25 protein-coding genes are annotated in these 24,439 nt (G+C 56.7%); 14 read left to right on the top strand and 11 right to left on the bottom strand.

Annotation, left to right across the window (positions count from 1 at the left end; all coding sequences use genetic code 11):
• Window positions 1-123: 123 nt before the first annotated feature.
• Entirely contained in the window at window positions 124-1,173 is a 1,050-nt protein-coding gene (locus EQV24_RS20365; RefSeq protein WP_013099154.1) for an AI-2E family transporter, read from the bottom strand.
• A 144-nt stretch (window positions 1,174-1,317) separates the two neighbouring features.
• On the opposite strand from EQV24_RS20365, the gene EQV24_RS20360 reads away from it, so the two are divergent.
• Window positions 1,318-2,535 carry an MFS transporter gene (locus EQV24_RS20360; protein WP_058684134.1) on the top strand — a complete coding sequence of 406 codons (1,218 nt, stop codon included), beginning with the start codon at window positions 1,318-1,320 and terminating at the stop codon, window positions 2,533-2,535.
• A gap of 4 nt (window positions 2,536-2,539) precedes the next feature.
• Here EQV24_RS20360 and EQV24_RS20355 read toward each other — a convergent pair whose 3' ends face one another.
• A complete protein-coding gene (locus tag EQV24_RS20355; RefSeq protein WP_013099152.1) occupies window positions 2,540-3,097 on the bottom strand; it encodes a DcrB family lipoprotein in 558 nt (185 codons plus the stop codon).
• A gap of 72 nt (window positions 3,098-3,169) precedes the next feature.
• Window positions 3,170-3,835, bottom strand: coding sequence for a 7-cyano-7-deazaguanine/7-aminomethyl-7-deazaguanine transporter (locus tag EQV24_RS20350; RefSeq protein ID WP_013099151.1), 666 nt, complete (start codon window positions 3,833-3,835; stop codon window positions 3,170-3,172).
• Window positions 3,836-4,002: 167 nt separating this feature from the next.
• On the opposite strand from EQV24_RS20350, the gene tusA reads away from it, so the two are divergent.
• Window positions 4,003-4,245 carry a sulfurtransferase TusA gene (tusA, locus tag EQV24_RS20345; protein ID WP_014833603.1) on the top strand — a complete coding sequence of 81 codons (243 nt, stop codon included), beginning with the start codon at window positions 4,003-4,005 and terminating at the stop codon, window positions 4,243-4,245.
• Between the two features lie 4 nt (window positions 4,246-4,249).
• Here the strand turns inward: tusA and EQV24_RS20340 are convergent, their stop codons facing one another.
• The 5 genes from EQV24_RS20340 to EQV24_RS20320 all read right to left on the bottom strand — a co-directional run bounded on the left by EQV24_RS20340 (window position 4,250) and on the right by EQV24_RS20320 (window position 10,113).
• On the bottom strand, window positions 4,250-5,536 hold the full coding sequence (locus tag EQV24_RS20340) for a TRAP transporter large permease (RefSeq protein WP_058661193.1): 1,287 nt from the start codon (window positions 5,534-5,536) through the stop codon (window positions 4,250-4,252).
• A 10-nt stretch (window positions 5,537-5,546) separates the two neighbouring features.
• Window positions 5,547-6,056: a TRAP transporter small permease gene (locus EQV24_RS20335; protein WP_013099148.1), complete on the bottom strand. Its 510-nt coding sequence runs from the start codon at window positions 6,054-6,056 to the stop codon at window positions 5,547-5,549.
• Between the two features lie 11 nt (window positions 6,057-6,067).
• Complete coding sequence (locus EQV24_RS20330) at window positions 6,068-7,039, bottom strand: TRAP transporter substrate-binding protein (RefSeq protein ID WP_013099147.1); 972 nt, start codon at window positions 7,037-7,039, stop codon at window positions 6,068-6,070.
• Between the two features lie 196 nt (window positions 7,040-7,235).
• Window positions 7,236-9,410 (bottom strand): Zn(II)/Cd(II)/Pb(II) translocating P-type ATPase ZntA, encoded by a 2,175-nt coding sequence (gene zntA / locus EQV24_RS20325; protein WP_130626973.1) that lies wholly within the window; start codon window positions 9,408-9,410, stop codon window positions 7,236-7,238.
• A gap of 76 nt (window positions 9,411-9,486) precedes the next feature.
• Window positions 9,487-10,113 (bottom strand): lysoplasmalogenase, encoded by a 627-nt coding sequence (locus EQV24_RS20320; protein WP_013099145.1) that lies wholly within the window; start codon window positions 10,111-10,113, stop codon window positions 9,487-9,489.
• Between the two features lie 129 nt (window positions 10,114-10,242).
• On the opposite strand from EQV24_RS20320, the gene EQV24_RS20315 reads away from it, so the two are divergent.
• Window positions 10,243-10,599, top strand: coding sequence for a DUF2500 domain-containing protein (locus tag EQV24_RS20315; RefSeq protein WP_029883607.1), 357 nt, complete (start codon window positions 10,243-10,245; stop codon window positions 10,597-10,599).
• A gap of 48 nt (window positions 10,600-10,647) precedes the next feature.
• On the opposite strand, the gene EQV24_RS20310 is transcribed toward EQV24_RS20315, so the two are convergent.
• Both EQV24_RS20310 and rsmD read right to left on the bottom strand, forming a co-directional pair.
• A complete protein-coding gene (locus EQV24_RS20310; protein ID WP_013099143.1) occupies window positions 10,648-10,929 on the bottom strand; it encodes a DUF1145 family protein in 282 nt (93 codons plus the stop codon).
• Window positions 10,913-11,515 (bottom strand): 16S rRNA (guanine(966)-N(2))-methyltransferase, encoded by a 603-nt coding sequence (rsmD, locus tag EQV24_RS20305; RefSeq protein WP_029883606.1) that lies wholly within the window; start codon window positions 11,513-11,515, stop codon window positions 10,913-10,915. The genes EQV24_RS20310 and rsmD overlap by 17 nt, the downstream gene beginning before the upstream one ends.
• Window positions 11,516-11,642: 127 nt before the next feature.
• Between rsmD and ftsY the strand changes: the two genes are divergently transcribed.
• The 6 genes from ftsY to livJ all read left to right on the top strand — a co-directional run bounded on the left by ftsY (window position 11,643) and on the right by livJ (window position 18,624).
• The gene (ftsY, locus tag EQV24_RS20300; RefSeq protein ID WP_130626972.1) at window positions 11,643-13,100 is read left to right on the top strand and encodes a signal recognition particle-docking protein FtsY; all 1,458 of its coding nucleotides are present in this window, start codon (window positions 11,643-11,645) and stop codon (window positions 13,098-13,100) included.
• Between the two features lie 2 nt (window positions 13,101-13,102).
• Complete coding sequence (gene ftsE, locus EQV24_RS20295; protein ID WP_013099140.1) at window positions 13,103-13,774, top strand: cell division ATP-binding protein FtsE; 672 nt, start codon at window positions 13,103-13,105, stop codon at window positions 13,772-13,774.
• Window positions 13,761-14,816, top strand: coding sequence for a permease-like cell division protein FtsX (ftsX, locus tag EQV24_RS20290; RefSeq protein ID WP_013099139.1), 1,056 nt, complete (start codon window positions 13,761-13,763; stop codon window positions 14,814-14,816). Before ftsE ends, ftsX begins: the two co-directional genes overlap by 14 nt.
• 251 nt (window positions 14,817-15,067) lie before the next feature.
• On the top strand, window positions 15,068-15,925 hold the full coding sequence (rpoH, locus tag EQV24_RS20285) for an RNA polymerase sigma factor RpoH (RefSeq protein ID WP_008500093.1): 858 nt from the start codon (window positions 15,068-15,070) through the stop codon (window positions 15,923-15,925).
• Between the two features lie 136 nt (window positions 15,926-16,061).
• Window positions 16,062-17,327 (top strand): 4-aminobutyrate--2-oxoglutarate transaminase, encoded by a 1,266-nt coding sequence (locus EQV24_RS20280; RefSeq protein ID WP_038420762.1) that lies wholly within the window; start codon window positions 16,062-16,064, stop codon window positions 17,325-17,327.
• A 196-nt stretch (window positions 17,328-17,523) separates the two neighbouring features.
• Window positions 17,524-18,624, top strand: a complete 1,101-nt coding sequence (livJ, locus tag EQV24_RS20275) for a branched chain amino acid ABC transporter substrate-binding protein LivJ (RefSeq protein WP_165876023.1) — start codon at window positions 17,524-17,526, stop codon at window positions 18,622-18,624.
• 120 nt (window positions 18,625-18,744) lie between these two features.
• On the opposite strand, the gene panM is transcribed toward livJ, so the two are convergent.
• Window positions 18,745-19,128 carry an aspartate 1-decarboxylase autocleavage activator PanM gene (panM, locus tag EQV24_RS20270; protein ID WP_057072388.1) on the bottom strand — a complete coding sequence of 128 codons (384 nt, stop codon included), beginning with the start codon at window positions 19,126-19,128 and terminating at the stop codon, window positions 18,745-18,747.
• A 424-nt stretch (window positions 19,129-19,552) separates the two neighbouring features.
• On the opposite strand from panM, the gene livK reads away from it, so the two are divergent.
• The 5 genes from livK to livF are packed head-to-tail and all read left to right on the top strand — an operon-like array spanning window position 19,553 to window position 24,388.
• Window positions 19,553-20,662 (top strand): high-affinity branched-chain amino acid ABC transporter substrate-binding protein LivK, encoded by a 1,110-nt coding sequence (gene livK / locus EQV24_RS20260; protein ID WP_028028112.1) that lies wholly within the window; start codon window positions 19,553-19,555, stop codon window positions 20,660-20,662.
• A gap of 46 nt (window positions 20,663-20,708) precedes the next feature.
• Window positions 20,709-21,635: a high-affinity branched-chain amino acid ABC transporter permease LivH gene (livH, locus tag EQV24_RS20255; protein ID WP_013099131.1), complete on the top strand. Its 927-nt coding sequence runs from the start codon at window positions 20,709-20,711 to the stop codon at window positions 21,633-21,635.
• Window positions 21,632-22,909, top strand: a complete 1,278-nt coding sequence (livM, locus tag EQV24_RS20250; RefSeq protein ID WP_014833590.1) for a branched chain amino acid ABC transporter permease LivM — start codon at window positions 21,632-21,634, stop codon at window positions 22,907-22,909. The genes livH and livM overlap by 4 nt, the downstream gene beginning before the upstream one ends.
• Complete coding sequence (livG, locus tag EQV24_RS20245) at window positions 22,906-23,673, top strand: high-affinity branched-chain amino acid ABC transporter ATP-binding protein LivG (RefSeq protein ID WP_013099129.1); 768 nt, start codon at window positions 22,906-22,908, stop codon at window positions 23,671-23,673. The genes livM and livG overlap by 4 nt, the downstream gene beginning before the upstream one ends.
• A gap of 1 nt (window position 23,674) precedes the next feature.
• Window positions 23,675-24,388 carry a high-affinity branched-chain amino acid ABC transporter ATP-binding protein LivF gene (gene livF / locus EQV24_RS20240; protein WP_130626970.1) on the top strand — a complete coding sequence of 238 codons (714 nt, stop codon included), beginning with the start codon at window positions 23,675-23,677 and terminating at the stop codon, window positions 24,386-24,388.
• Window positions 24,389-24,439: the final 51 nt, after the last annotated feature.

Here is a 24,439-nt window from a genome sequence, read left to right as displayed (position 1 = left end):
CTGTGATTTTTACTTCGCAAGCGCGATGTTACAGCGTACATCGTACAGTGTTGTCGCAGGCTTGCGAATAACGTTTCTCCTAAAAATTTCCCGTAGCGTCATGTTCCGTCTCACCCCAGACGATTAACCGGGAAGCCGACTCTTGGGTCGGCCCGGCCCCAGCAGTATCGCCAGTTTGCTGCCGCCTTTGGTGGTCTCCATCCAGATTTTACAGACGCTGGTGAGCGGTACCGACAGCAGCATCCCAACCGGGCCCAGCAGCCATCCCCAAATCAGTAAGGATAAGAACACCACCAGCGTCGACATGCCCAGCCGGTGGCCCATCATCCGTGGCTCAAGAATATTCCCCAGCACCATATGCACCACGAGGAACAGCGCCCCCACCAGCATGCACTCATAGAAGCCATTAAACAGAAACGCCTGAATCATGGGCGGCACGGCGGAAAGTACCGCGCCAATGTTGGGCACGTAGTTCAGCAAAAACGCCAGCACTCCCCACATCAGCGCGAACTGCACGCCCATCAGCATCAGCCCCAGCCAGACAATCACGCCGGTCCAGACGCTCAACAGGGTTTTTAAGGCCAGATATTTGGAGACGCCCTTTAACGCGCGGTGTAAACCGGCGATGTGAATTTGCGGATTATTCAGCGCGAAACGCAGCTTATAGGGCACGTGGCGCACTTCGAACAGCATAAACACCACCGTCATGACCAGCAGCAAAATGCTGGCCATGGCGCCGGACAGGCCGGTCATCAGCGTGGTGGCGTAGGTCATGATTTTTTCGGAATCCATCCGGCGCAACATCCGTTCCGGCGAAATATGCAGGTTCAGAAACGGCATCATCTCCTGAAGCGCCACGATCTTGCGCGTCAGCTCTTTGTTGTATTGCGGCAGCATCGTGGAGAACTCGCTCAGCGAGGCGGCCAGCACGCCGAAAAGGGCGGTGAGGGCAATCAGCATCACGATAACCACAATGGTTATGGCCACCGGGCGGCTGATACCCCGGCGCAAAAACCAGGTCACCAGCGGGTTAAGCACAATGGCAAAAAAGAGCGCCAGCAGAAGCTGGACAATAATATCGGCGGCAGCATGGATACCGGCGAGGATCACCACCAGGGAGGCGAGTTTTAACAGGATGTGGAGTCCTGCTTTGTCGGGCGGGTTAGGGGTCATTCGTGTTCCTTAATGTGATTGCCCGTTAAGTGTAGTGCGCGGGTTCCGCTTCGTCTGGCACCGTTAATCTGAAAGTCGCTGCTGATTTTCTGCTGGCGTCGTGGTAATAGTGAAACACTGTTGCAAAAATCCAGGTAAAACCTCATGCCCGAACCCGCCGCCGAACCGGCATTAAGCGGATTACGCCTTAATCTGCGCATTGTCTCCGTTGTGATTTTTAACTTTGCCAGTTATCTGACGATTGGCCTGCCGCTGGCGGTGTTGCCGGGCTATGTGCATGACGTGATGGGGTTTAGCGCATTCTGGGCGGGGCTGGTGATTAGCCTGCAGTACTTCGCCACGCTGTTGAGCCGCCCGCATGCGGGTCGCTACGCGGATCTGTTCGGGCCGAAGAGCATTGTGATCACAGGATTATGCGGCTGTTTTCTCAGTGGCCTGAGTTACCTGCTGGCGGCAACGACCAGCCACTGGCCGTTGGTCAGCCTGGTGCTGCTGTGCCTGGGCCGGGTGATCCTCGGTATTGGGCAAAGCCTGGCAGGAACCGGCTCGACGCTGTGGGGAGTAGGCGTGGTCGGGGCACCGCACATTGGCCGGGTCATCTCCTGGAACGGCATTGTCACCTACGGGGCAATGGCGCTTGGCGCCCCGCTTGGGGTGATGTGCTATGCGTATGGCGGACTGTACGGGCTGGCGGGCACCATTATGGTGGTCGCGCTGGTGGCGATCCTGTTTGCCCTGCCGCGTCCGAAAGTGAAGGCCAGCAAAGGTAAACCGCTGCCGTTCCGGGCAGTGCTGGGGTGCGTCTGGCCGTATGGTATGGCACTGGCGCTGGCAACCACCGGCTTTGGGGTGATCGCCACCTTTATCACGCTGTTTTATGACGCCAAAGGCTGGGATGGGGCGGCCTTTGCGTTAACCCTGTTCAGCTGTGCGTTTGTGGGTGCCCGTTTGCTCTTCCCGAACGGTATTAACCGCCTGGGTGGGCTGAATGTGGCGATGATCTGCTTTGCGGTTGAGATTGTCGGGCTGCTGCTGACCGGTATAGCGACCGCGCCGTGGATGGCAAAAGTTGGCGTGTTCTTCGCCGGAGCCGGTTTTTCGCTGGTCTTCCCGGCGCTGGGTGTGGTGGCGGTGAAAGCCGTGCCGCCGCAGAATCAGGGGGCGGCGCTGGCAACCTACACGGTGTTTATGGATATGTCGTTGGGCATTACCGGGCCGCTGGCAGGGCTGGTCATGGCCTGGGCAGGTGTGCCGGTTATCTATCTTGCGGCTGCGGGTCTGGTGGTGATGGCCCTGATGCTCACGTGGCGGCTAAAAAAATGGCCCCCGGTGCAGGCACCGGAGGCCACGTCATCATCCTGACGTGTTACTGAATCACGATGGTGTTGATGATGTTTTCAGCGGCAGTCTGCGCTTTCTGCTGATCTTCCGCTGGCAGGGTGATCTGCAGGGTCAGCAGTTTGTTATCAACCTTACCCAGCACCACGGAAGAGTAAGCTGTCTGACCTTTTGCAGAGATAATGCTGTCCAGCTGCTGCAGCGTGTGGCCTTTCAGTTCGATGGACTTGTTCGTCACCACCTGCAGCTGCGGGTCGCGGCTGCGCTGCTGATCTTCCAGACGTTTGGACAGCACAGCCAGGTCTTCGCTGGTATCGTCGCCCACAATCACAATCACCGCTTTCTGCCCGGTTGCATCGGAATAGACGTGCATGTTGTTCGCCTGGGTACCCAGCTTGCCGCTCTGGTCAGTCATATCCGCTGGCAGAGAGAAGCTGAGTTTACCGTCCAGCAGGTTCACCGGCTGACCGGTTGCGTTGCTCTCTGCAGACGCGCCCTGAGCAGGCGTTTTCGTGTCGCTGTTATCACAGGCTGCAAGGCCGACAACCAGCAGGCCAATCCCGACATATTTAACCAGATTGCGCATTGACTTCTTCCTTTCGATAAACGGCCATAACGGCTCATTTGTCCATCTTATCACAACTGATAAAGCGAACCCTTAACCAGCCTGCAATGCTGTGATTTCAGATTTATCTGCCAGTCTTTTCAGCAGCATATTCAGCAGCACGCCGTACATCGGCAGGAAGAAGACAATGCTGATAAGCACCTTGAAGCAGTAGTCCACCAGCGCAATTTCCATCCAGTGTTCGGCCATAAACGCATCCGGGCTGTGCCAGAAGGCAATGAAGAAGAAGGCCAGCGTATCGCTGACGTTGCCGAACAGCGTCGAGGCGGTGGGGGCCATCCACCAGCGGTGATTCTGACGCAGGCGGTTAAATACGTGCACGTCGAGGATCTGCCCCAGCGCATAAGCCATAAAGCTTGCCGTGGCGATTCGGGCAACAAACAGGTTGAAGTGGGTTAACGCCTCAAAGCCCTGCCAGCTTCCCATGTAAAACAGGGAGGAAATGACGTACGACACGAACAGCGCCGGCAGCATGACCGCAAAAATAATGCGGCGAGCCAGCGGTGCGCCGAAAATACGCACGGTCAGATCGGTGGCGAGAAAAATAAACGGGAAGCTGAACGCGCCCCAGGTGGTATGGAAACCAAAGATGGCTATCGGCAGCTGCACCAGATAGTTACTGGAGGTGATCACCAGCAGATGAAAAAGCGAAAGCCAGAACAACGCTTTTACGCGCTGCGATTCAGAAAACGGCGTCATATTGTGACCTTTTTATACGTTGGGGTGAGGGAACCCAATAAAAACCGCAGCATGATACTGCTTTGGCAGGACAATGCAATGGTTAGTTTTTACGCAACCGTTAACCTGGTTTGCATTGCTGGCTACGGGGCGTAAACTACAGCCGTTTTTATCTGACCGAGAACACCATGACCGATCTGTTTTCCACTCCAGACCACACCCTTGATGCGCAGGGCCTCCGCTGCCCTGAGCCGGTAATGATGGTGCGCAAAACCGTGCGCAATATGCAAACCGGCGAAACGCTGCTGATCATCGCTGACGATCCGGCAACCACCCGCGATATCCCCGGTTTTTGTACCTTTATGGAGCATGAACTGGTGGCACAGCAGACCGAAGCGCTGCCGTACCGGTATTTGATCCGCAAGGGGTAACCCCTTACTGCATGCCTAACAATCCCGGCAGCCACAGCGAAATCGCCGGGATGTACGTTATCATTCCCAGCACCAGCAGCAGCATGCCGTAAAACGGTAGCATCGCGCGCACCACATGTTCGATTTTCTGCTTGCTTACCGCACTGGCCACAAACAGCACCGAACCCACTGGCGGCGTGATAAGCCCGATCCCCAGATTCACCATCATGATCATCCCGAAATGGACCGGGTCGATCCCAAGCGACTGGGTCACCGGCAACAGCACCGGCGTCAGGATCAGAATGATCGGCGCCATATCCATCAGGGTGCCAATCAGCAGCAGCATGATGTTGAGGTACATCAGGATCACGTACTTGTTATCCGAGAGCGAGGTGAAGAACGCCGTGATGCGCACAGGCAACTGCATGTAGGTCATCACCGCGCCAAACGCCGCCGCAAAGCCAATCAAGATCATCACGATAGTGACCGTTTTCACCGTCCGGCACATCAACTTCGGCAGTTCGCTCCACGTGTAGTCGCGGTAGATAAACATGGTGACAAAGAATGCCCACAGACAGGCGACCGCCGCGGATTCGGTGGCGGTGAATATCCCGGACATGATCCCGCCGAGGATAATTACCACCGTCATCAGCCCCCAGAGAGCGTCCAGCAAAATCTTCAGCGCCTGTTTAAAGGGGATCTTTTCGCCTTTTGGATAGCCGCGCTTATGGGCAAAGCGCAGACACAGCGTCATCAGGCACAGCCCCAGCAGCAGCCCCGGCAGCACGCCTGCGATAAACAGCGTGGCAATGGAGACCGTACCGCCTGCGGCCAGCGAGTAGATCACCGAGTTGTGGCTGGGCGGGATTAAAATCGCCTGCACCGACCCGCTGGCGGTGACCGCCGCCGCATACTCGCGGGGATACCCCTTTCTCTCCATCTCCGGGATCATCACGCTGCCGATGGAGGCCGTATCCGCCACCGATGAACCGGAAATCGCGCCGAAAAAGGTGGAGGCCACAATATTCACCAGCGACAGCCCGCCGCGAATAAAACCGACAAAGACATACGCGAAATTCACCAGCCGTCGGGCAATGCCGCCTTCCGCCATGATCGCCCCCGCCAGGATGAAAAACGGGATCGCCAGCAGGGTAAATTTGTTAACCCCGCTGGTGATCTGGATCATCAGCGCTTCGAGCGGTAACTCGATCCACAACGCGCCCGCGACGGCGCTTAAGCCGACGGCAAACGCCACCGGCATACCCAGCGCCAGCAAAATGGCGAGGGTGAATAACAAAACGAATGCATCCATTGTTCACCCCTTAACTGTGGTTGCCGATCAGCACCACAGGACGGTTTTCCTGTGAGCCAAACAGCAGACGTTCAATGACAAACAGGATCAGCACCGCAGAACCAATCGGCAGCGGCAGATAACTCTCCCCTGACGTCAGGATCGGAAACTCGGCGACCGGCTGCTCCCAGAGCTCGACACACAGCCAGTAGCTGTACCAGAACATAATCAGCGAGATCAGCAGCATCAGCAGATCCACCACGCGCGCACACGCTGTTTTCAGCATGTCCGGCAGTCGGTCGGTCAGCATGTTCACCGCGATGTGTGACCCGGCACGGTAGCTCACCGCCGCGCCGATAAACGTAAAGGTCACCATGCAGATGATGGCAATCGGCTCCGGCCAGGATTCACCGCGATTCAGCACATAGCGCGAGAAGATGCCAATCGGGATCACCACCGTCATCACCAGCAGCGCGCATCCCGCTACGCCCATGGCGAGCAGATACAGCCGGTCCATCCACTTCAGGTAGAGTTCGGACATACGCTCTCCGTTTACTGAACGTCAGCAATGGCTTTCATCAGGTCCTGATGCTTTTCGCCATACTGCGCGCGCACCGGCTCTGTGGCTTTGATAAATACCGATTTGTCGATCTCGTGGAACTGCACGCCACCGGCTTTCATCTTCGCCAGCGCCTCGGCGTTATAGGCCTGCCACAGCTTGCGCTGTTCGAACTGCGCTTCGCGCGCCAGGGTCAGGATTTTCTGCTGTTCGTCTGCGCTGAGCTTGTCCCATTTCACTTTCGAGTAGAGCAGCATTTCCGGGGTAATGAAGTGGCCGCTGAGGGTATAGTTTTTGGCGATCGGCATATAGTTATGGGCGATGAAGGTCGGCGGATTATTCTCAGCGCCGTCGATTACGCCGGTCTGCATGCCGCTGTAAACCTCACTGACCCCCATCGCCACCGAGTTAGCCCCCATGTCTTTCAGTGTCGCCAGCGCCACCGGGCTTCCCTGAACGCGGATTTTTTTGCCTTTCAGATCCTCCGGTTTGACGATCGGCGTTTTGGTGATCAGGTTACGGGTGCCGGAATCCATCCAGCCGAGAAACACCAGCCGCGATTTGGGGTTGGCGGTCAGTTTGTCGCCAATCTGCTTGCCGATATCGCCGTCGATGACTTTGTGCATGTGGTCTTCATCGCGGAACACATAGGGCAGGGTAAAGACTTCGATATCGGGCAGGATCGCCGCCACCGGAGCCATGGAGACACGGATCATGTCGATCGCCCCCATCTGCGCCTGTTCAATCATCTGCTTTTCATCCCCGAGCACGCCGCCGGGAAAGACCTTGATCTCCAGCTTGCCGTCGGTTTGTTGTTTGAGTTTCTCCCCCATGTGCTGTACGGCTACCACGTTCGGGTAGCCTTCAGGATGCACATCGGCGGCTTTAATGGTTTGCGCAGAAACGGAGCAGGCAAAAGCAGACAGACACAGAGCGGCCAGTAACGGCTTGAGGGTCGTTTTCATCAAGTCAACTCCAGGGTAGTGAGGTAAGTGTTAAAACGGTGTTTTAGTTTTGTACGTTTAAAAATTACACTATGGCCTGGAAAACGGAGGTGAAGCGCCTCACAAAAGCGTGAATTTCTGAAACGCTGGTTTAGATTTTTGAGAAGGGAAGGCCGGGTTGCCGTTACGCTTTACCCGGCCAGGCGTGCATTGCGTGTTATTTGCGTCGCAGTAAGCGGAGCGCGTTGGCCGTCACCAGCACCGTCGCGCCGGTATCCGCCAGCACCGCCAGCCACAGCCCGGTGATGCCGAGCAGGGTGGTGACGAGGAAAATCCCTTTCAGCCCCAGGGCGATGCTGATGTTCTGGCGAATATTGGCGCGCGTGGCGCGTGCCAGGGAAATCATCTGCGCCAGCCCGGTCAGGCGGTTATGGGTGAGCGCGGCATCGGCGGTTTCCAGCGCCACGTCGGTACCGCTGCCCATGGCAATCCCGATGGTGGATGCTTTCATCGCTGGCGCATCGTTGATTCCGTCGCCGATCATCGCCAGCGGAGCATGGCTGTTCAGCTCCGTCACGGCACTGACCTTGTCCGCAGGGAGTAATCCGGCCTTAAAGTCCAGCCCCAGCTCTCCGGCAATCGCGGCGGCGGCGCGTGGGTTATCGCCAGTGAGGATCACACCCTTTACGCCCAGCTGATGGAGCGCCGCGACGGCCTCTTTCGCATCATCACGCAGGGTATCGCGCAGTGCCAGCATGCCTTTGGCGATGCCGTCCTGCATGACGGTTACGACAGTTTGTCCGGTCTGTTCTAACGCCTCAACCTCTGGGTTAGAAGACTTACCCGCCGCGACAATCAGCACCTTTTTACCGTCGATGTCGGCCTCAATCCCGGACCCAACCAGCGCCCGCTGTGCCGTTGCCGCCGGAATGGCCAGCCCGCGCGACTGCGCTTCACTCACAATCGCCTGCGCCAGCGGGTGAGTGGAACCCTGCTCAACGGCGGCGGCCAGCGCCAGCAGTTCATCTTCACCGATATCCTGCGGATACACGCCAGTGACCTGCGGCTTGCCGACGGTCAGGGTGCCGGTTTTATCGAATGCCACCTGCTGCACCTGGCTTAACTGTTCCAGCGCCGCGCCGCCTTTTATCAGGGCACCACGACGTGCCGCTGCCGCCAGACCGGAGGTAATGGCCGCCGGGGTGGAGATCACCAGCGCACACGGACAGCCAATCAGCAGCAGGGTCAGACCTTTGTAAATCCAGCCTTCCCACGGCGCACCAAAGAACAGCGGCGGAACGATAGTGACCAGCAGGGCAACCAGCATGATGGCGGGGGTGTAAATCCGGCTGAAGCGGTCAATAAATCGCTCGACGGGGGCGCGACGCTCCTCGGCCTCTTCGATCAGCTTCAGGATACGGTCGATGGCGCTGTCACCGGGTTCGGAAAGTACCGTGAGCTGGACCAGACGGTCGACGCTGGTGGCGCCCGCAGGTACTTTTTCACCGGCCGCGCGTTCAACCGGAATCGACTCCCCGGTGAGGGCACTTTCGTCGAAGCTCGCGGTGGCGGTGAGCAGGGTACCGTCCGCAGGCAGGCGCCCTCCGGCAGCGACTTCAATCACATCGCCCGGACGCAGCGCGTTAATGGCCACCGTCTGGCGTTCGTTTCCGGTTACTCGTGTGGCGGTTTCGGGCTTAAGCGCCATCAGGGCGCTGACCCCTTTACGCGCCCGGCTTGCCGCCCAGCCTTCAAGACGTTCGCCAATTAAGAACAGCAGCAGCACCATGGCCGCTTCCGCTGTGGCACCAATGAACAGCGCGCCGATAGCCGCCACGCTCATCAGCGTTTCGATGGCGAACCAGCTGCCGCTTTTCATCAGCCGCAGCGCCTGGCGGGCAATGGGATACAGCCCGACAAGCGTGGTGGCGATAAACGCCAGATTGCCAAACGGGTGGTTGATCTGCTCCAGACCCCAGCTCAGGGCCATCATCATCACGAGCGCGATAAGGGGCAGATTTTCACGCAGCGGAGCGGTTTTTTCGGCGGGGGCCGTTTCGCTACGCAAGGAATAACCGGCATTGCTGACGGCGGACACAACCTGCTCGCTAACGTCACTCTCGGCGCTGACCAGCAGTTTTTCTGTCGCAAAGCGCACCTGCACGTGGCTGACGCCGGGGATCTGTTTTACCGCGTTTTCAACTTTGCGGGCGCAGGCCGCGCAATCCATGCCGTCAACCACCCAGCTGTAATGGTTTCCGCTTTCAGGCAGCGGCGGCGCGTTTTGCGTTTCGCACGCCCCTTCACAGCAGCAGTCATCTTTCGCTGGCACCGGGCTGAGCTTAAATGCTGAAAATTGTGAGGCTTTTTTAGGTGTTTCTGGAGTCGACATGGCACTCTCCGGTAATGATAATTTTCTCATTAACCGCAGCATACACTCTGGAGTCGACTCCAGAGTCAAGGCTTATTTAGATATACAGCGAACGCACAATCAGGAAGTGCCCGGCAAAGTAACAGGCGGAGGCAATCGCGTTATCAGCCCGGAAACGACGGCGATAGTGGCTGCCCAGCCAGACGATATTGCCGATTAACAGCAGCGCCGCGCCAAAGAAAGCGGACATCGCCTGTGATGTTGGGCGGAAGAACCACAGTTCACCGGCCAGCCACACCATCACCAGCGTCATGGCAATAAACGTGCAGACGGGCAGACGCATCTCTTCCAGGCGTGACCAGATCACCGCGATCAGCAGCGCGCCGATCACCAGCAGCACCAGCGGGAGCGGCCAGAAGAAGGATAGCGTCATCTGGCTGGCAAAATAGATGGTGTAAAGCAGATGCGACAGGAAGAACGCCCCCACGGCATACAGCAGACGCTGACGCGGCAACAGGGTTAAGGCATCGCCAATCAGGGAAGCACACAGCCCGGCGAGGACCAGGTAGCTGATGGCGTTAAACATCGGCGCTTGCCAGGCAAGCAGCAGGAGCAGCAACAGCGTGACGGGTTTAAACAACCAGCGCTGCCAGGCCGGACCGCGGTATGACGCATCGACATAAAGCCATGCGGAAAAACAGACAGCGATAAATGACCAAAGCATATTAACTCCCTGTATCTGTTAAGGCTGAATAATCAGTTTCATCTTCAGTGTAGTGATGCGGGCAGGCGTTTGGCAATGCCGGGGGAGTCAGGGTATCCTGAATTCCGCATAATCTTATGGGATTGTTGAATGAGCAAGATGCCGCTGTTTTTCATTATCGTGGTGGCGATTATCGTCATTGCCGCCTCGTTCCGTTTTGTGCAGCAGCGCCGCGAGAAAGCGGATAACGACGCCGCGCCGTTGATGCAAAAGCGCGTGGTGGTGAGCAATAAACGTGAAAAACCCCTTAATGACCGGCGCTCGCGCCAGCAACAGGTTACCCCTGCGGGAACGACCATGCGCTATGAAGCGAGCTTTAAGCCGGAAACGGGCGGCCTGGAGATGACCTTCCGCCTGGAGGCGCAGCAGTACCATCAGCTGACGGTAGGTGAGAAAGGGATGCTGAGTTACAAAGGGTCGCGGTTTGAAGGGTTCAGGGCTGAATAATACGGTCCCCTCTCCCAGTGGGAGAGGGTTAGGGCATCAGACCGCACCTTACTTCTTCACCTGCGCCTTAAACTTCTTCATCCACACCAGCAGTTCAAACACGCCGAAAATAAACACGCGCAGCTGCTGCCAGCCGGTCATCTGCGGGCCGTCTTTCGGCAGGCCGTTTTTCAGCATCACCATCTGCAGGGCATGCATGAACGTGGTAAAGATAAACGCCACGTTCACAAAGATATTCATCGGGCGCGGGAACGGATGCACCAGATTGAGCAGTAAAAACGCCCAGACGCACAGCATCAGCAAACGTCCCAGATTAATCAGTACTGGCATTGGATTCTCCTTGTGCCTGACGATGATACAGACGATAAGCGACCTGACCCGCCACTTTTTCGCGGTGTAAATCCCAGTGAACCGGCACTGGCGGTAGCCCGTTTTCTACTTCGCTTTCAACGTAAATCAGCGCGTCATCCGCCAGCCAGCCGTTGCTTTCCAGCAGGGATAACGTCTCTTCCAGCAGCCCCTTACGGAACGGCGGATCGACAAACACCACGTTGTGCGGCGTGCCTGGCTGCGCGAGGAAGCTGAGCGTATTGGTGTTCACCACTTTGGCGTTGGTGGCTTTCAGCGTCGCCAGATTTTGCTGCAGCGTCTGCGCGACGCCGCGCTCCATCTCCAGCAGCGTGGCGCTGGCGGCGTAGCGCGAGAGGGCTTCCAGCCCTAATGCGCCGCTGCCCGCAAAGCAGTCGAGGCAGTGGGCGTCTACCATTGACGGGGCCAGCCAGTTAAACAGCGTTTCACGCACGCGGTCGGTGGTTGGGCGTAAACCGGGGCTGTCCGGCACCGGGAGTTTCCGGCCTCGCCACTGGCCACCGATAATACGAATTTGACCGGCTGGGGCGCGGTTGGGTTTCTTCATCTCAGGAAAGCTCTGTTAACAATTGGCCTGCGATTGCGGGCGGTGATGTCAATTAAGTAAAGTGTTAGACTATTTCATCATTTTTTTAGCTTCCATGTATATAGCGCCGCGAGGAGTGTAGTCGCAGATGGCAAAACAAAAAAAACGTGGCTTCTTTTCCTGGCTGGGTTTCGGCGAAAAAGAGCAAGAAACAGAACAGAAAACCGAAGAACAACAAGCCGTTGAAGAGCAGTCTCAGCCTGAAACGCCTGTAGAAACCGCCGCGGTTGTCGAAGCGGAAGAGCATGCGCACAGCAAAGAAGAGACTGAAGCCTTTGCTGAAGAGGTGGTTGAGGTCACCGAACAGGTTCAGGAGAGCGAAAAGCCAGAACCTGTTGTTGAAGCGGTTACTGAAGCGCCGCAGGCCGTTACTGAACATGAAGAGTTGCCGCTGCCGGAAGAGGTAAAAGCGGAGGACGTTTCCCCTGAAGAGTGGCAGGCCGAAGCGGAAACCGTGGAAATTGTCGACGCGGTGGAAGAAGAAGCGGCACATGAGCCGGAGCTGACCGACGAAGAGCTGGAAGCCCAGGCGCTGGCCGCTCAGGCGGCTGAAGAAGCGGTTATCGTCGTGCCCGTGGAAGAGCAGGCCGAAGAGGAGATCGTTCAGGAGCAGGAAAAACCGACCAAAGAAGGTTTCTTTGCCCGCCTGAAACGCAGCCTGTTAAAAACCAAAGAAAATTTAGGTTCCGGATTTATCAGTCTGTTCCGCGGCAAAAAGATCGACGACGATCTGTTTGAAGAGCTGGAAGAGCAGTTGCTGATTGCGGACGTTGGGGTGGAAACCACCCGTAAGATCATCGCCAACCTGACCGAAGGGGCGAGCCGCAAACAGCTGCGCGACGCCGAAGCGCTGTACGGCCTGCTGAAAGACGAGATGGGTGAAATTCTCGCAAAAGTTGACGAACCGCTTAATATTGAAGGCAAAACGCCATTTGTTATTCTGATGGTTGGCGTTAACGGTGTCGGGAAGACCACCACCATCGGCAAACTGGCGCGTCAGTTCGAGCAGCAGGGTAAATCGGTGATGCTGGCGGCGGGTGATACCTTCCGCGCGGCGGCGGTTGAACAGCTGCAGGTGTGGGGCCAGCGCAACAACATTCCGGTGATTGCGCAGCACACCGGTGCAGATTCCGCGTCCGTGATCTTTGACGCCATCCAGGCGGCGAAGTCGCGAAATGTGGATGTCCTGATTGCCGATACCGCAGGGCGTTTGCAGAACAAATCGCACCTGATGGAAGAGTTGAAGAAAATCGTCCGCGTCATGAAGAAGCTGGACGAAGACGCACCGCATGAAATTATGCTGACCATCGATGCCAGCACCGGACAGAACGCCGTCAGCCAGGCGAAGCTGTTCCATGAAGCGGTAGGACTGACCGGGATCACGCTGACCAAACTGGACGGCACCGCGAAAGGCGGGGTGATCTTCTCCGTGGCCGATCAGTTCGGCATTCCTATTCGTTACATCGGTGTGGGCGAGCGTATTGAGGATTTGCGTCCGTTTAAGGCGGACGACTTTATTGAGGCATTATTTGCCCGAGAGGACTAACAATGATTCGCTTTGAACACGTCAGCAAGGCCTATCTCGGTGGGAGACAAGCGCTGCAGGGGGTGACCTTCCACCTGCAGCCAGGCGAGATGGCATTCCTGACCGGCCATTCTGGCGCGGGGAAAAGTACCCTGCTCAAGCTTATCTGTGGGATTGAACGGCCAAGCGCCGGGAAAATCTGGTTCAGCGGCCATGAGATTAGCCGTCTTAAGAACCGCGAAGTGCCGTTCCTGCGTCGCCAGATCGGGATGATTTTCCAGGATCACCACCTGCTGATGGATCGCACCGTTTTCGATAACGTGGCGATCCCGCTGATTATTGCCGGTGCCAGCTATGATGATATCCGCCGTCGCGTCTCTGCGGCGCTGGATAAGGTCGGGCTGCTGGACAAAGCGAAGAACTTTCCGATCCAGCTCTCCGGCGGTGAACAGCAGCGTGTGGGCATTGCCCGTGCGGTGGTGAACAAGCCTGCGGTATTGCTGGCGGATGAACCGACCGGTAACCTGGACGACGCCCTTTCTGAAGGGATTTTGCGTCTGTTTGAGGAATTCAACCGCGTTGGGGTGACGGTATTGATGGCGACGCACGACATCGGGCTCATTTCCCGCCGTTCGTACCGCATGCTGACCCTGAGCGACGGGCATTTGCATGGAGGCCACGGTGAACAAGCGTGATGCAATGAACCAGATTCGGCAGTTCGGGAACCGGTTTGACCGTTTCCGTAAGCCGCAGGGTGGTGGTGACGGTAACCGTAATGCGCCGAAGCGGGCGAAAGCCGCGCCGAAGCCAAACTCCCGCAAAACCAACGTGTTCAATGAACAGGTACGCTACGCCTTCCACGGCGCGTTGCAGGATCTGAAAAGTAAACCGCTGGCGACGTTCCTGACGGTGATGGTTATCGCCATTTCGCTGACGCTGCCAAGCGTCTGCTATATGGTCTATAAGAACGTGAATCAGGCGGCGTCGCAGTATTATCCGTCTCCGCAGATCACGGTCTATCTGGACAAAGCGCTCGACGATAACGCCGCGGCGCAGGTGGTGGGGCAAATCCAGGCCGAGAAGGGCGTGGAGAAGGTGAACTACCTTTCCCGCGAAGAAGCGCTGGGTGAGTTCCGTAACTGGTCAGGCTTTGGCGGCGCGCTGGATATGCTCGAAGAGAACCCGCTGCCGGCCGTGGCGGTGGTGATCCCGAAGCTCGACTTCCAGGGAACGGATTCGCTTAATACGCTGCGCGACCGCATCTCTACCATTAAAGGCATTGATGAAGTGCGCATGGACGACAGCTGGTTTGCGCGTCTTGCCGCACTGACCGGGCTGGTGGGGCGCGTGTCGGCGATGATTGGCGTGCTGATGGTGGCGGCGGTGTTCCTCGTCATCGGTAACAGCGTGCGCCTGAGCATTTTCGCCCGCCGCGATACCATCAACGTGCAAAAGCTGATTGGTGCGACGGATGGCTTCATCCTGCGTCCGTTCCTTTACGGCGGCGCATTGCTCGGTTTTTCCGGCGCATTTCTTTCACTGATATTGTCAGAAATTTTGGTGATGCGGCTCTCCTCCGCCGTGACCGAGGTGGCGCAGGTCTTCGGAACTAAGTTTGATATCAGTGGCTTAGGGTTCGATGAGTGCCTTCTTCTGCTGCTCGTCTGCTCCATGATTGGCTGGGTGGCAGCATGGCTGGCGACGGTTCAACATTTACGCCACTTTACTCCCGACTAAGAAAAGCGTGATATAATCTTTCCCTGCACCGAGATGTTCGCTCTGCAGGGAAAGCGTCCCTGTTGTCTCTTCCCCTGTTATCATCTCCATGTCACATTTTGTGCGTAATTTATTCACCGTTGCACCTGGAACTTGTGGATAAAATCACTGTCTGATAAAAGAGTGAATGCTAATCTCGTTGCTCAAACGCTTTGGCATGGTTGTTGCCTGATGGGGACAACCTGGACCAGAAGAAACATTGAGAGGAATGAATGACCAAAGAAATGCAAACTTTAGCTTTAGCCCCTGTTGGTAACCTGGAATCGTATATCCGGGCTGCGAACACCTGGCCGATGTTAACGGCCGAGGAAGAAAAGGAGCTTGCTGAAAAGCTGCATTACCAGGGCGATCTGGAAGCAGCGAAAAAGCTGATCCTGTCTCACCTGCGCTTTGTTGTTCACATTGCTCGTAATTATGCGGGCTATGGCCTGCCGCAGGCGGACTTGATTCAGGAAGGTAACATCGGCCTGATGAAGGCTGTACGTCGCTTTAACCCGGAAGTGGGTGTACGACTGGTCTCCTTCGCTGTGCACTGGATCAAAGCAGAGATTCACGAATACGTGCTGCGCAACTGGCGTATCGTGAAAGTCGCCACGACAAAAGCGCAACGCAAACTCTTCTTCAACCTGCGTAAAACCAAGCAGCGTCTGGGCTGGTTCAATCAGGATGAAGTAGAAATGGTGGCGCGCGAGCTGGGTGTTTCCAGCAAAGATGTGCGTGAGATGGAATCCCGTATGGCCGCGCAGGACATGACTTTTGACATGTCTTCCGATGACGATGCGTCCGACAGCCAGCCAATGGCGCCGGTACTGTATCTGCAGGATAAGACCTCTAACTTTGCTGACGGCATTGAAGAGGACAACTGGGAAGATCAGGCCGCGAACAAGCTGAGCTATGCGATGGAAGGCCTTGACGAGCGTAGCCAGGATATTATCCGTGCCCGCTGGCTGGACGAAGACAACAAGTCCACGCTGCAGGAGCTGGCCGACCGCTACGGCGTGTCCGCTGAACGTGTGCGTCAGCTTGAAAAGAACGCCATGAAAAAACTTCGCGCCGCGATTGAAGCGTAATTTCCGCGAAGTATGACGAGAGCCCCTGGATGCGAATCCGGGGGTTTTGTTTTTTTAGCGCCCGCTCTGGCGAATTTCTCCCCCCTGGCAAACACTTACTGATGCGCTAAGCAGGCGACTTTCTCAGGGGGACAGGGTGAAAAATAACGAACTGAACGACCGGCGTTTACAGGCGACGCCGCGCGGCATCGGCGTGATGTGTAACTTCTATGCCGATAAAGCTGAAAACGCCACGGTGTGGGACGTCGAGGGCAACGAGTATATCGACTTCGCCGCCGGAATAGCGGTGCTGAACACCGGGCATCGCCATCCAAAAATCATTTCCGCCATTGAAAAACAACTTCATGCCTTCACCCACACGGCGTACCAGATTGTGCCGTACGAAGGCTATGTGTCGCTTGCCGAGCGAATCAACGCGCGTGTGCCGATTGACGGCCCGGCCAAAACCGCCTTCTTCTCAACGGGGGCAGAAGCCGTCGAAAACGCGGTAAAAATTGCCCGCGCATACACCAGACGCCCTGGCCTGATCGCCTTTGGCGGTGCTTTTCATGGACGCACCTCGATGACCATGGCGCTGACGGGGAAAGTTGCCCCTTACAAGCTGGGTTTCGGGCCGTTTCCTGGCTCGGTATATCACGCCCAATACCCCAATGAACTGCACGGTGTCAGTACGGCGGAGGCATTAAAAAGCCTGGAGCGTATCTTCAAAGCGGACATTGCCCCGGACCAGGTGGCAGCCATTATTCTTGAACCGGTTCAGGGTGAGGGCGGTTTCAACATTGCACCGGCGGATTTTATGCAGGCCTTGCGCGCCCTGTGCGATACCCACGGTATTTTGCTGATCGCCGATGAGGTGCAAAGCGGTTTTGCGCGTACCGGAAAACTGTTCTCGATGGAACACCACTGCGTGAAGCCGGATCTGATCACCATGGCGAAAAGCCTGGCGGGTGGCATGCCGCTCTCGGCGGTGTCGGGCCGCGCCGAGGTGATGGACGCGCCTGCGCCTGGCGGACTGGGCGGTACCTACGCCGGTAACCCACTGGCGATCGCCGCCGCACATGCCGTGCTGGACGTGATTGATGAAGACGATCTTTGCACGCGCTCGGCGCACCTGGGTCATCATCTGGTGGAAGTACTGAACAAAGCGAAGGAACATTGTCCGTATATCGCGGATATCCGCGCGCAAGGCTCAATGGTGGCGGTGGAGTTTAACGATCCGCAATCCGGGCTGCCATCACCGGAATTCACCCGTCAGGTTCAGGAGCGAGCCCTGCAGGAAGGCCTTCTGCTTCTGAGCTGCGGCGTGTACGGTAACGTCATCCGTTTCCTCTATCCGCTCACAATCCCTGAAGTGCAGTTCCGTAAAGCGCTGGACATTATTTCTGCGTCGCTGACTCGTTAAAGCCAGAAGCCCGGTGAAATTCCTGCCGGGCTTATCATATATTCATTTCAAATTTGCTATTCCAAAATCATAAAAATGGGGTATGTTTTAGCAGAGTATGCTGAAAAAGCGCGACTGGTATACCTATAACTGAAATAAAGCGCTACACAACAACATCACAACAATCGTAATAACCATAATAATGGGGAATCTCAGGATGAACATGAAGGGTAAAGCGTTACTGGCAGGATGTATCGCGTTGGCATTCAGCACCATGACGCAGGCCGATATTAAAGTGGCCGTGGTGGGCGCGATGTCCGGTCCGGTAGCACAGTATGGCGACCAGGAATTTACGGGCGCAGAGCAGGCGGTTGCCGACATTAATGCGAAGGGCGGTATCAAAGGCGAAAAACTGCAGATCGTAAAATATGATGATGCCTGTGACCCGAAACAAGCGGTTGCCGTGGCGAACAAAGTGGTGAACGACGGCATCAAATACGTTATCGGTCACCTGTGCTCCTCTTCCACCCAGCCTGCGTCTGATATCTACGAAGACGAAGGCATCCTGATGATCACCCCGGCGGCAACGGCACCGGAGCTGACGTCGCGCGGCTATAAGCTGATCCTGCGCACCACCGGTCTGGACTCCGATCAGGGCCCAACGGCCGCCAAATACATTGTCGAAAAAGTGAAGCCGAAGCGTATCGCGATCGTTCATGACAAACAGCAGTACGGTGAAGGTCTGGCGCGCTCCGTGCAGGACAACCTGAAGAAAGCGAATGCTGACGTCGTCTTCTTTGATGGTATCACCGCCGGTGAGAAAGACTTCTCTACCCTGGTGGCGCGTCTGAAGAAAGAGAATATCGACTTCGTTTACTACGGTGGCTACCACCCGGAAATGGGGCAGATCCTGCGTCAGGCTCGTGCAGCGGGTCTGAAAACCCAGTTCATGGGGCCGGAAGGGGTGGCGAACGTTTCCCTGTCTAATATTGCCGGTGAGTCTGCGGAAGGCTTGCTGGTGACCAAGCCGAAGAACTACGACCAGGTCCCTGCGAACAAACCGATTGTAGATGCCATTAAGGCGAAGAAACAGGATCCAAGCGGCGCGTTCGTCTGGACAACCTACGCAGCACTGCAGTCTCTGCAGGCGGGTCTGAACCAGTCAGCCGATCCGGCTGAGATTGCCACCTGGCTGAAAGCGAACTCTGTTGATACCGTGATGGGGCCGCTCTCCTGGGATGAGAAGGGCGATCTGAAGGGCTTCGAGTTCGGCGTGTTTGACTGGCATGCCAACGGTACTGCTACTGACGCAAAATAATGCTGGTGCGGGTTGATACCCCCCTCACCCCGGCCCTCTCCCACAGGGAGAGGGAGAAAACCGGGCAATGCCCTCTCCCTGTGGGAGAGGGTTAGGGTGAGGGCATCAGGCCGCACAAATCTAGCGCTTCTCCCACCCATTTTTCTGCGCCGTAAACCCTAACGCCTGCATAAACGCCGCCATCACGCTACGGTCCTCCACGCCTACGTCGGCCATCCACCAGGAGTTAATGCTCGGGTTTTCACGGATCACTTCTTCAATCAGGTACTGTCCTACGCCGCGACGACGGGTGACGTCACGCACGCGCAGAGAGTCCAGCGCCCCTTCCGTGCCGCTCAGCGTCACGCGCACAGCAGCCAGCAGACGCTCGTTGAAGCGCGCGGCATAAATACGGTGGGTTTCGTCAACGCTCAGCGACGAAGGGGAATATTCCGGCCAGATCTTGCCCAGGTCGATATGATCCTGGTCGCTAAAGGTCACCAGACGAACGATAGTCAGTTTCATTAGCTGCTTGTCCAAATCAAATTGAGTAGAGGCAGTGTACTCAATTTATTCGCTCAGCGGCTTCCTCTTTTTATTCCCCGTTACCAGGTGATTAGTTTTTTGCCAGGGCGAAGTGCAGTTTGAAAACACATGGATCGAAAAACAAGCAGAATTTTAACCTGAATGGCAGTGATTTATTCGGCGCTTTGTACCGTTATTTTATGCTGCAAACTGCACTTTTATTTGTTTATCTCTGCCTGATTTCAGAATATTATCTTTGCTTAATCGCCTGAAAAATAGAGATTTTAGTCTGGTTTTTGATAAAAACCTGCGCTAAACCATTAAAGGCACTGGTAAAAATAGCGTTGTGCATTAAAAGTACAGAATGCTTTTTAACCATAATAAAACAAAATATATACACGACATCACGAATGGGGATTCAGAGATGAAAAGGAACGCGAAGACGTTAATCGCGGGCATGGTTGCATTGTCTCTCTCGCATGCAGCCATGGCGGAAGAGATTAAAGTTGCGGTGGTCGGTGCCATGTCCGGGCCTGTTGCCCAGTGGGGTGACATGGAGTTCAACGGCGCACGTCAGGCAATTAAAGACATCAACGCCAAAGGTGGCATCAAAGGCGACAAGCTGGTGGGCGTGGAATACGACGATGCCTGCGATCCAAAACAGGCCGTCGCGGTGGCGAACAAAATCGTGAACGATGGCATCCAGTATGTGATCGGCCATCTGTGCTCATCGTCCACTCAGCCTGCGTCTGATATCTACGAAGACGAAGGTATTCTGATGATTACCCCTGGTGCCACCAACCCGGAGCTGACCCAGCGCGGCTACCAGCACATTATGCGTACCGCCGGTCTGGACTCCTCCCAGGGGCCAACCGCGGCGAAATACATCCTCGAGACGGTTAAACCGCAGCGCATTGCCATTATTCATGACAAACAGCAGTACGGCGAAGGCCTGGCGCGTTCCGTTCAGGACGGGCTGAAAAAAGGCGGCGCAAACATCGTCTTCTTCGACGGGATTACCGCGGGTGAGAAAGATTTCTCTGCGCTGATCGCCCGTCTGCAAAAAGAGAATATCGACTTCGTTTACTACGGTGGTTATTACCCGGAAATGGGCCAGATGCTGCGCCAGGCGCGCTCGGTCGGTCTGAAAACCCAGTTTATGGGGCCAGAAGGCGTGGGTAACGCCTCCCTGTCTAACATCGCCGGGGATGCCGCTGAAGGCATGCTGGTGACGATGCCAAAACGCTATGACCAGGATCCGGCGAACAAGGCTATCGTGGATGCGCTCAAGGCGCAGAAGAAAGATCCAAGTGGTCCATACGTCTGGATCACCTACGCCGCCGTGCAGTCACTGGCCACCGCGCTGGACCGTACTGGCAGCAAAGAACCGCTGGATCTGGTGAAAGATTTAAAAGCACACGGGGCGAACACCGTGATTGGGCCGCTGAACTGGGATGAGAAAGGCGATCTGAAGGGATTTGAATTTGGTGTCTTTAAGTGGCACGCCGACGGTTCGTCTTCGGCCGCCAAATAATTATCCCGCCGCCCGGACCGCCGGGCGGGTATAAAAAGGTTTGCATATGTCCGAGCAGTTTCTCTATTTCCTGCAGCAGATGTTTAACGGCGTCACGCTGGGAAGCACCTACGCGCTGATTGCCATCGGCTATACGATGGTGTACGGCATTATCGGCATGATCAACTTCGCCCACGGCGAGGTGTACATGATCGGTAGCTACGTCTCCTTTATGATTATCGCCGCCCTGATGATGATGGGTATCGACAGCAGCTGGCTGCTGGTCGCCGCCGGGTTTGTCGGCGCGATTGTGATTGCCAGCGCCTACGGCTGGAGCATCGAGCGGGTGGCCTACCGGCCGGTACGCAGCTCCAAGCGCCTGATTGCCCTGATCTCCGCGATTGGGATGTCTATCTTCCTGCAAAACTACGTCAGCCTGACCGAAGGCTCGCGCGATGTGGCGCTGCCAAGTCTGTTCAACGGCCAGTGGATTGTCGGTGCCAGCGAAAACTTCTCTGCCTCTATCACCACCATGCAACTGGTGATCTGGGTGGTGACCTTTATTGCGATGCTCGCCCTGACGCTCTTCATCCGCTACTCGCGCATGGGACGCGCCTGCCGCGCCTGTGCGGAAGATTTGAAGATGGCGAGCCTGCTCGGGATCAACACTGACCGCGTGATTGCGCTCACTTTTGTGATCGGCGCGGCGATGGCGGCCGTCGCAGGCGTCCTGCTCGGCCAGTTCTACGGCGTAATTAATCCGTACATCGGCTTTATGGCCGGGATGAAAGCCTTTACCGCGGCGGTACTGGGCGGTATCGGCAGTATTCCAGGCGCGATGATTGGCGGCCTGATTCTGGGCGTGGCAGAAGCGCTCTCCTCAGCGTATCTGAGTACCGAGTATAAAGACGTGGTGTCGTTTGCCCTGCTGATTCTGGTTCTGCTGGTGATGCCTACCGGTATTCTGGGTCGTCCGGAGGTAGAGAAAGTATGAAACCGATGCATTTTGCAATGGCGCTGCTCTCTGCCGCCATGTTCTTCGTGCTGGCGGGCGTCTTTATGGGCGTTCAGTTAGAGCTGAACGGCACAAAGCTTGTGGTGGACACCGCCGCTGACATTCGCTGGCAGTGGGTCTTTATCGGCACCGCCGTGGTGTTCCTGTTCCAGCTGCTGCGTCCGCTGTTCCAGAAAACGCTGAAAGGCGTCTCGGGACCGAAGTTTGTCCTGCCGGCTATCGATGGCTCCACCGTTAAGCAGAAGCTGTTCCTCGTGGCGCTGCTGGTGGCTGCGGTGGCGTGGCCGTTCGTGGTCTCGCGCGGCACGGTAGATATCGCCACCCTGACCATGATCTACGTTATTCTGGGTCTGGGCCTGAACGTGGTGGTGGGGCTCTCTGGCCTGCTGGTACTGGGCTACGGCGGTTTCTACGCCATTGGCGCGTATACCTTTGCGCTACTGAACCACTATTACGGTCTCGGCTTCTGGACGTGCCTGCCGCTGGCGGGGCTGGTTTCTGCCGCGGCAGGTTTCCTGCTTGGCTTCCCGGTGCTGCGCCTGCGCGGTGACTACCTGGCGATTGTGACCTTAGGCTTCGGCGAAATCGTCCGTATCCTGCTGCTCAACAATACCGAGGTGACCGGCGGCCCGAACGGCATCAGCCAGATCCCGAAACCAACCTTCTTTGGTCTGGAGTTCAGCCGTACCGCCCGTGAAGGCGGCTGGGATACCTTCAGCAACTTCTTTGGCGTGAAGTATGATCCGTCCGACCGCGTCATCTGGCTCTACATGGTGGCGCTGCTGCTGGTGGTCATCACCCTGTTCGTGATTAACCGCCTGCTGCGTATGCCGCTGGGCCGCGCGTGGGAAGCGCTGCGTGAAGATGAAATCGCCTGCCGCTCCCTGGGCCTCAATCCGACCCGCATTAAGCTGACTGCGTTCACCATCAGCGCCGCGTTCGCCGGTTTTGCCGGCACGCTGTTTGCCGCGCGTCAGGGCTTTGTCAGCCCGGAATCGTTCACCTTTGCCGAATCCGCCTTTGTGCTGGCGATTGTGGTACTCGGCGGGATGGGTTCGCAGTTTGCTGTTATCCTCGCCGCCATTTTGCTGGTGGTTTCACGCGAGCTGATGCGTGACTTTAACGAATACAGCATGCTGATGCTGGGTGGTTTGATGGTGCTGATGATGATCTGGCGTCCGCAGGGTCTGCTGCCGATGACCCGTCCACAGCTGAAGCTGAAGAACGGGCAAGCAAAAGGAGAGCAGGCATGAGTCAGCCATTATTATCCGTTAACGGTCTGATGATGCGTTTTGGCGGCCTGCTGGCGGTCAACAATGTGAATCTGGATCTGCACAAGAAAGAGATCGTCTCCCTGATTGGCCCGAACGGTGCGGGAAAAACCACGGTCTTTAACTGCCTGACCGGTTTCTACAAGCCGACGGGCGGCACCATCATGCTGCGCGACCAGCATCTGGAAGGGCTGCCGGGCCAGCAGATTGCCCGCATGGGCGTGGTGCGTACTTTCCAGCACGTGCGTCTGTTCCGCGAGATGACGGTGATTGAAAACCTGCTGGTGGCACAGCATCAGCAGCTGAAAACCGGTCTGTTCTCCGGCCTGCTGAAGACGCCGGCCTTCCGCCGGGCGCAGAGCGAAGCGCTGGATCGTGCGGCAACATGGCTTGACCGTATCGGTCTGCTGCCGCATGCCAACCGCCAGGCAAGTAACCTTGCGTACGGTGACCAGCGTCGACTTGAGATTGTGCGCTGCATGGTAACGCAGCCGGAAATCCTGATGCTCGATGAACCCGCTGCGGGTCTGAACCCGAAAGAGACCAAAGAGCTGGACGAGCTGATTGCTGAGCTTCGCGATCATCACGACACCACTATCCTGCTGATTGAGCACGATATGAAGCTGGTAATGGGTATCTCTGACCGTATCTACGTGGTGAACCAGGGGACGCCGCTGGCAAACGGCACGCCGGATGAGATCCGCAACAACCCGGACGTGATCCGCGCATACCTGGGTGAGGCATAAGATGGAAAAAGCGATGTTAACGTTTGACAAGGTAAGTGCCCACTACGGCAAGATCCAGGCGCTGCACGACGTCAGCCTGCATATCAATCAGGGCGAAATCGTCACCCTGATTGGGGCTAACGGCGCGGGCAAAACCACGCTGCTCGGTACCCTGTGTGGCGACCCGCGCGCCACCAGCGGGCGGATTGTGTTTGATGGCAAAGACATCACCGACTGGCAGACCGCCAGAATCATGCGTGAAGCGGTGGCGATAGTTCCTGAAGGGCGTCGCGTCTTCTCGCGCATGACGGTGGAAGAGAACCTGGCGATGGGCGGCTTCTTCGCTGACCGCGACCAGTATCACTCCCGTATCAAGTGGGTGTACGAACTCTTTCCGCGCCTGTGGGAGCGTCGTATTCAGCGTGCGGGGACCATGTCCGGCGGTGAGCAGCAGATGCTGGCGATCGGCCGCGCCCTGATGAGCCAGCCGCGCCTGCTGCTGCTGGATGAACCGTCGCTGGGTCTTGCGCCAATTATCATTCAGCAGATCTTCGACACCATTGAACAGCTGCGTAAAGAGGGGATGACCATCTTCCTCGTCGAGCAGAACGCCAACCAGGCGCTGAAGCTCGCCGATCGCGGTTACGTGCTGGAGAACGGCCACGTGGTGCTTGAAGATACCGGCGATGCGCTGCTGGCCAATGAAGCGGTGCGGAGTGCGTATTTAGGCGGCTGAGCCGTCTGTATTGCCCGGTGGCGCTTACGCTTACCGGGCCTACGGGATCGA

Source organism: Enterobacter sp. A8, from assembly GCF_004296595.1.
GTDB lineage: Bacteria > Pseudomonadota > Gammaproteobacteria > Enterobacterales > Enterobacteriaceae > Enterobacter > Enterobacter cloacae.
Note: the sequence above shows the minus strand (reverse complement) of the source record. Positions and strands in the feature narration are given on the sequence as shown.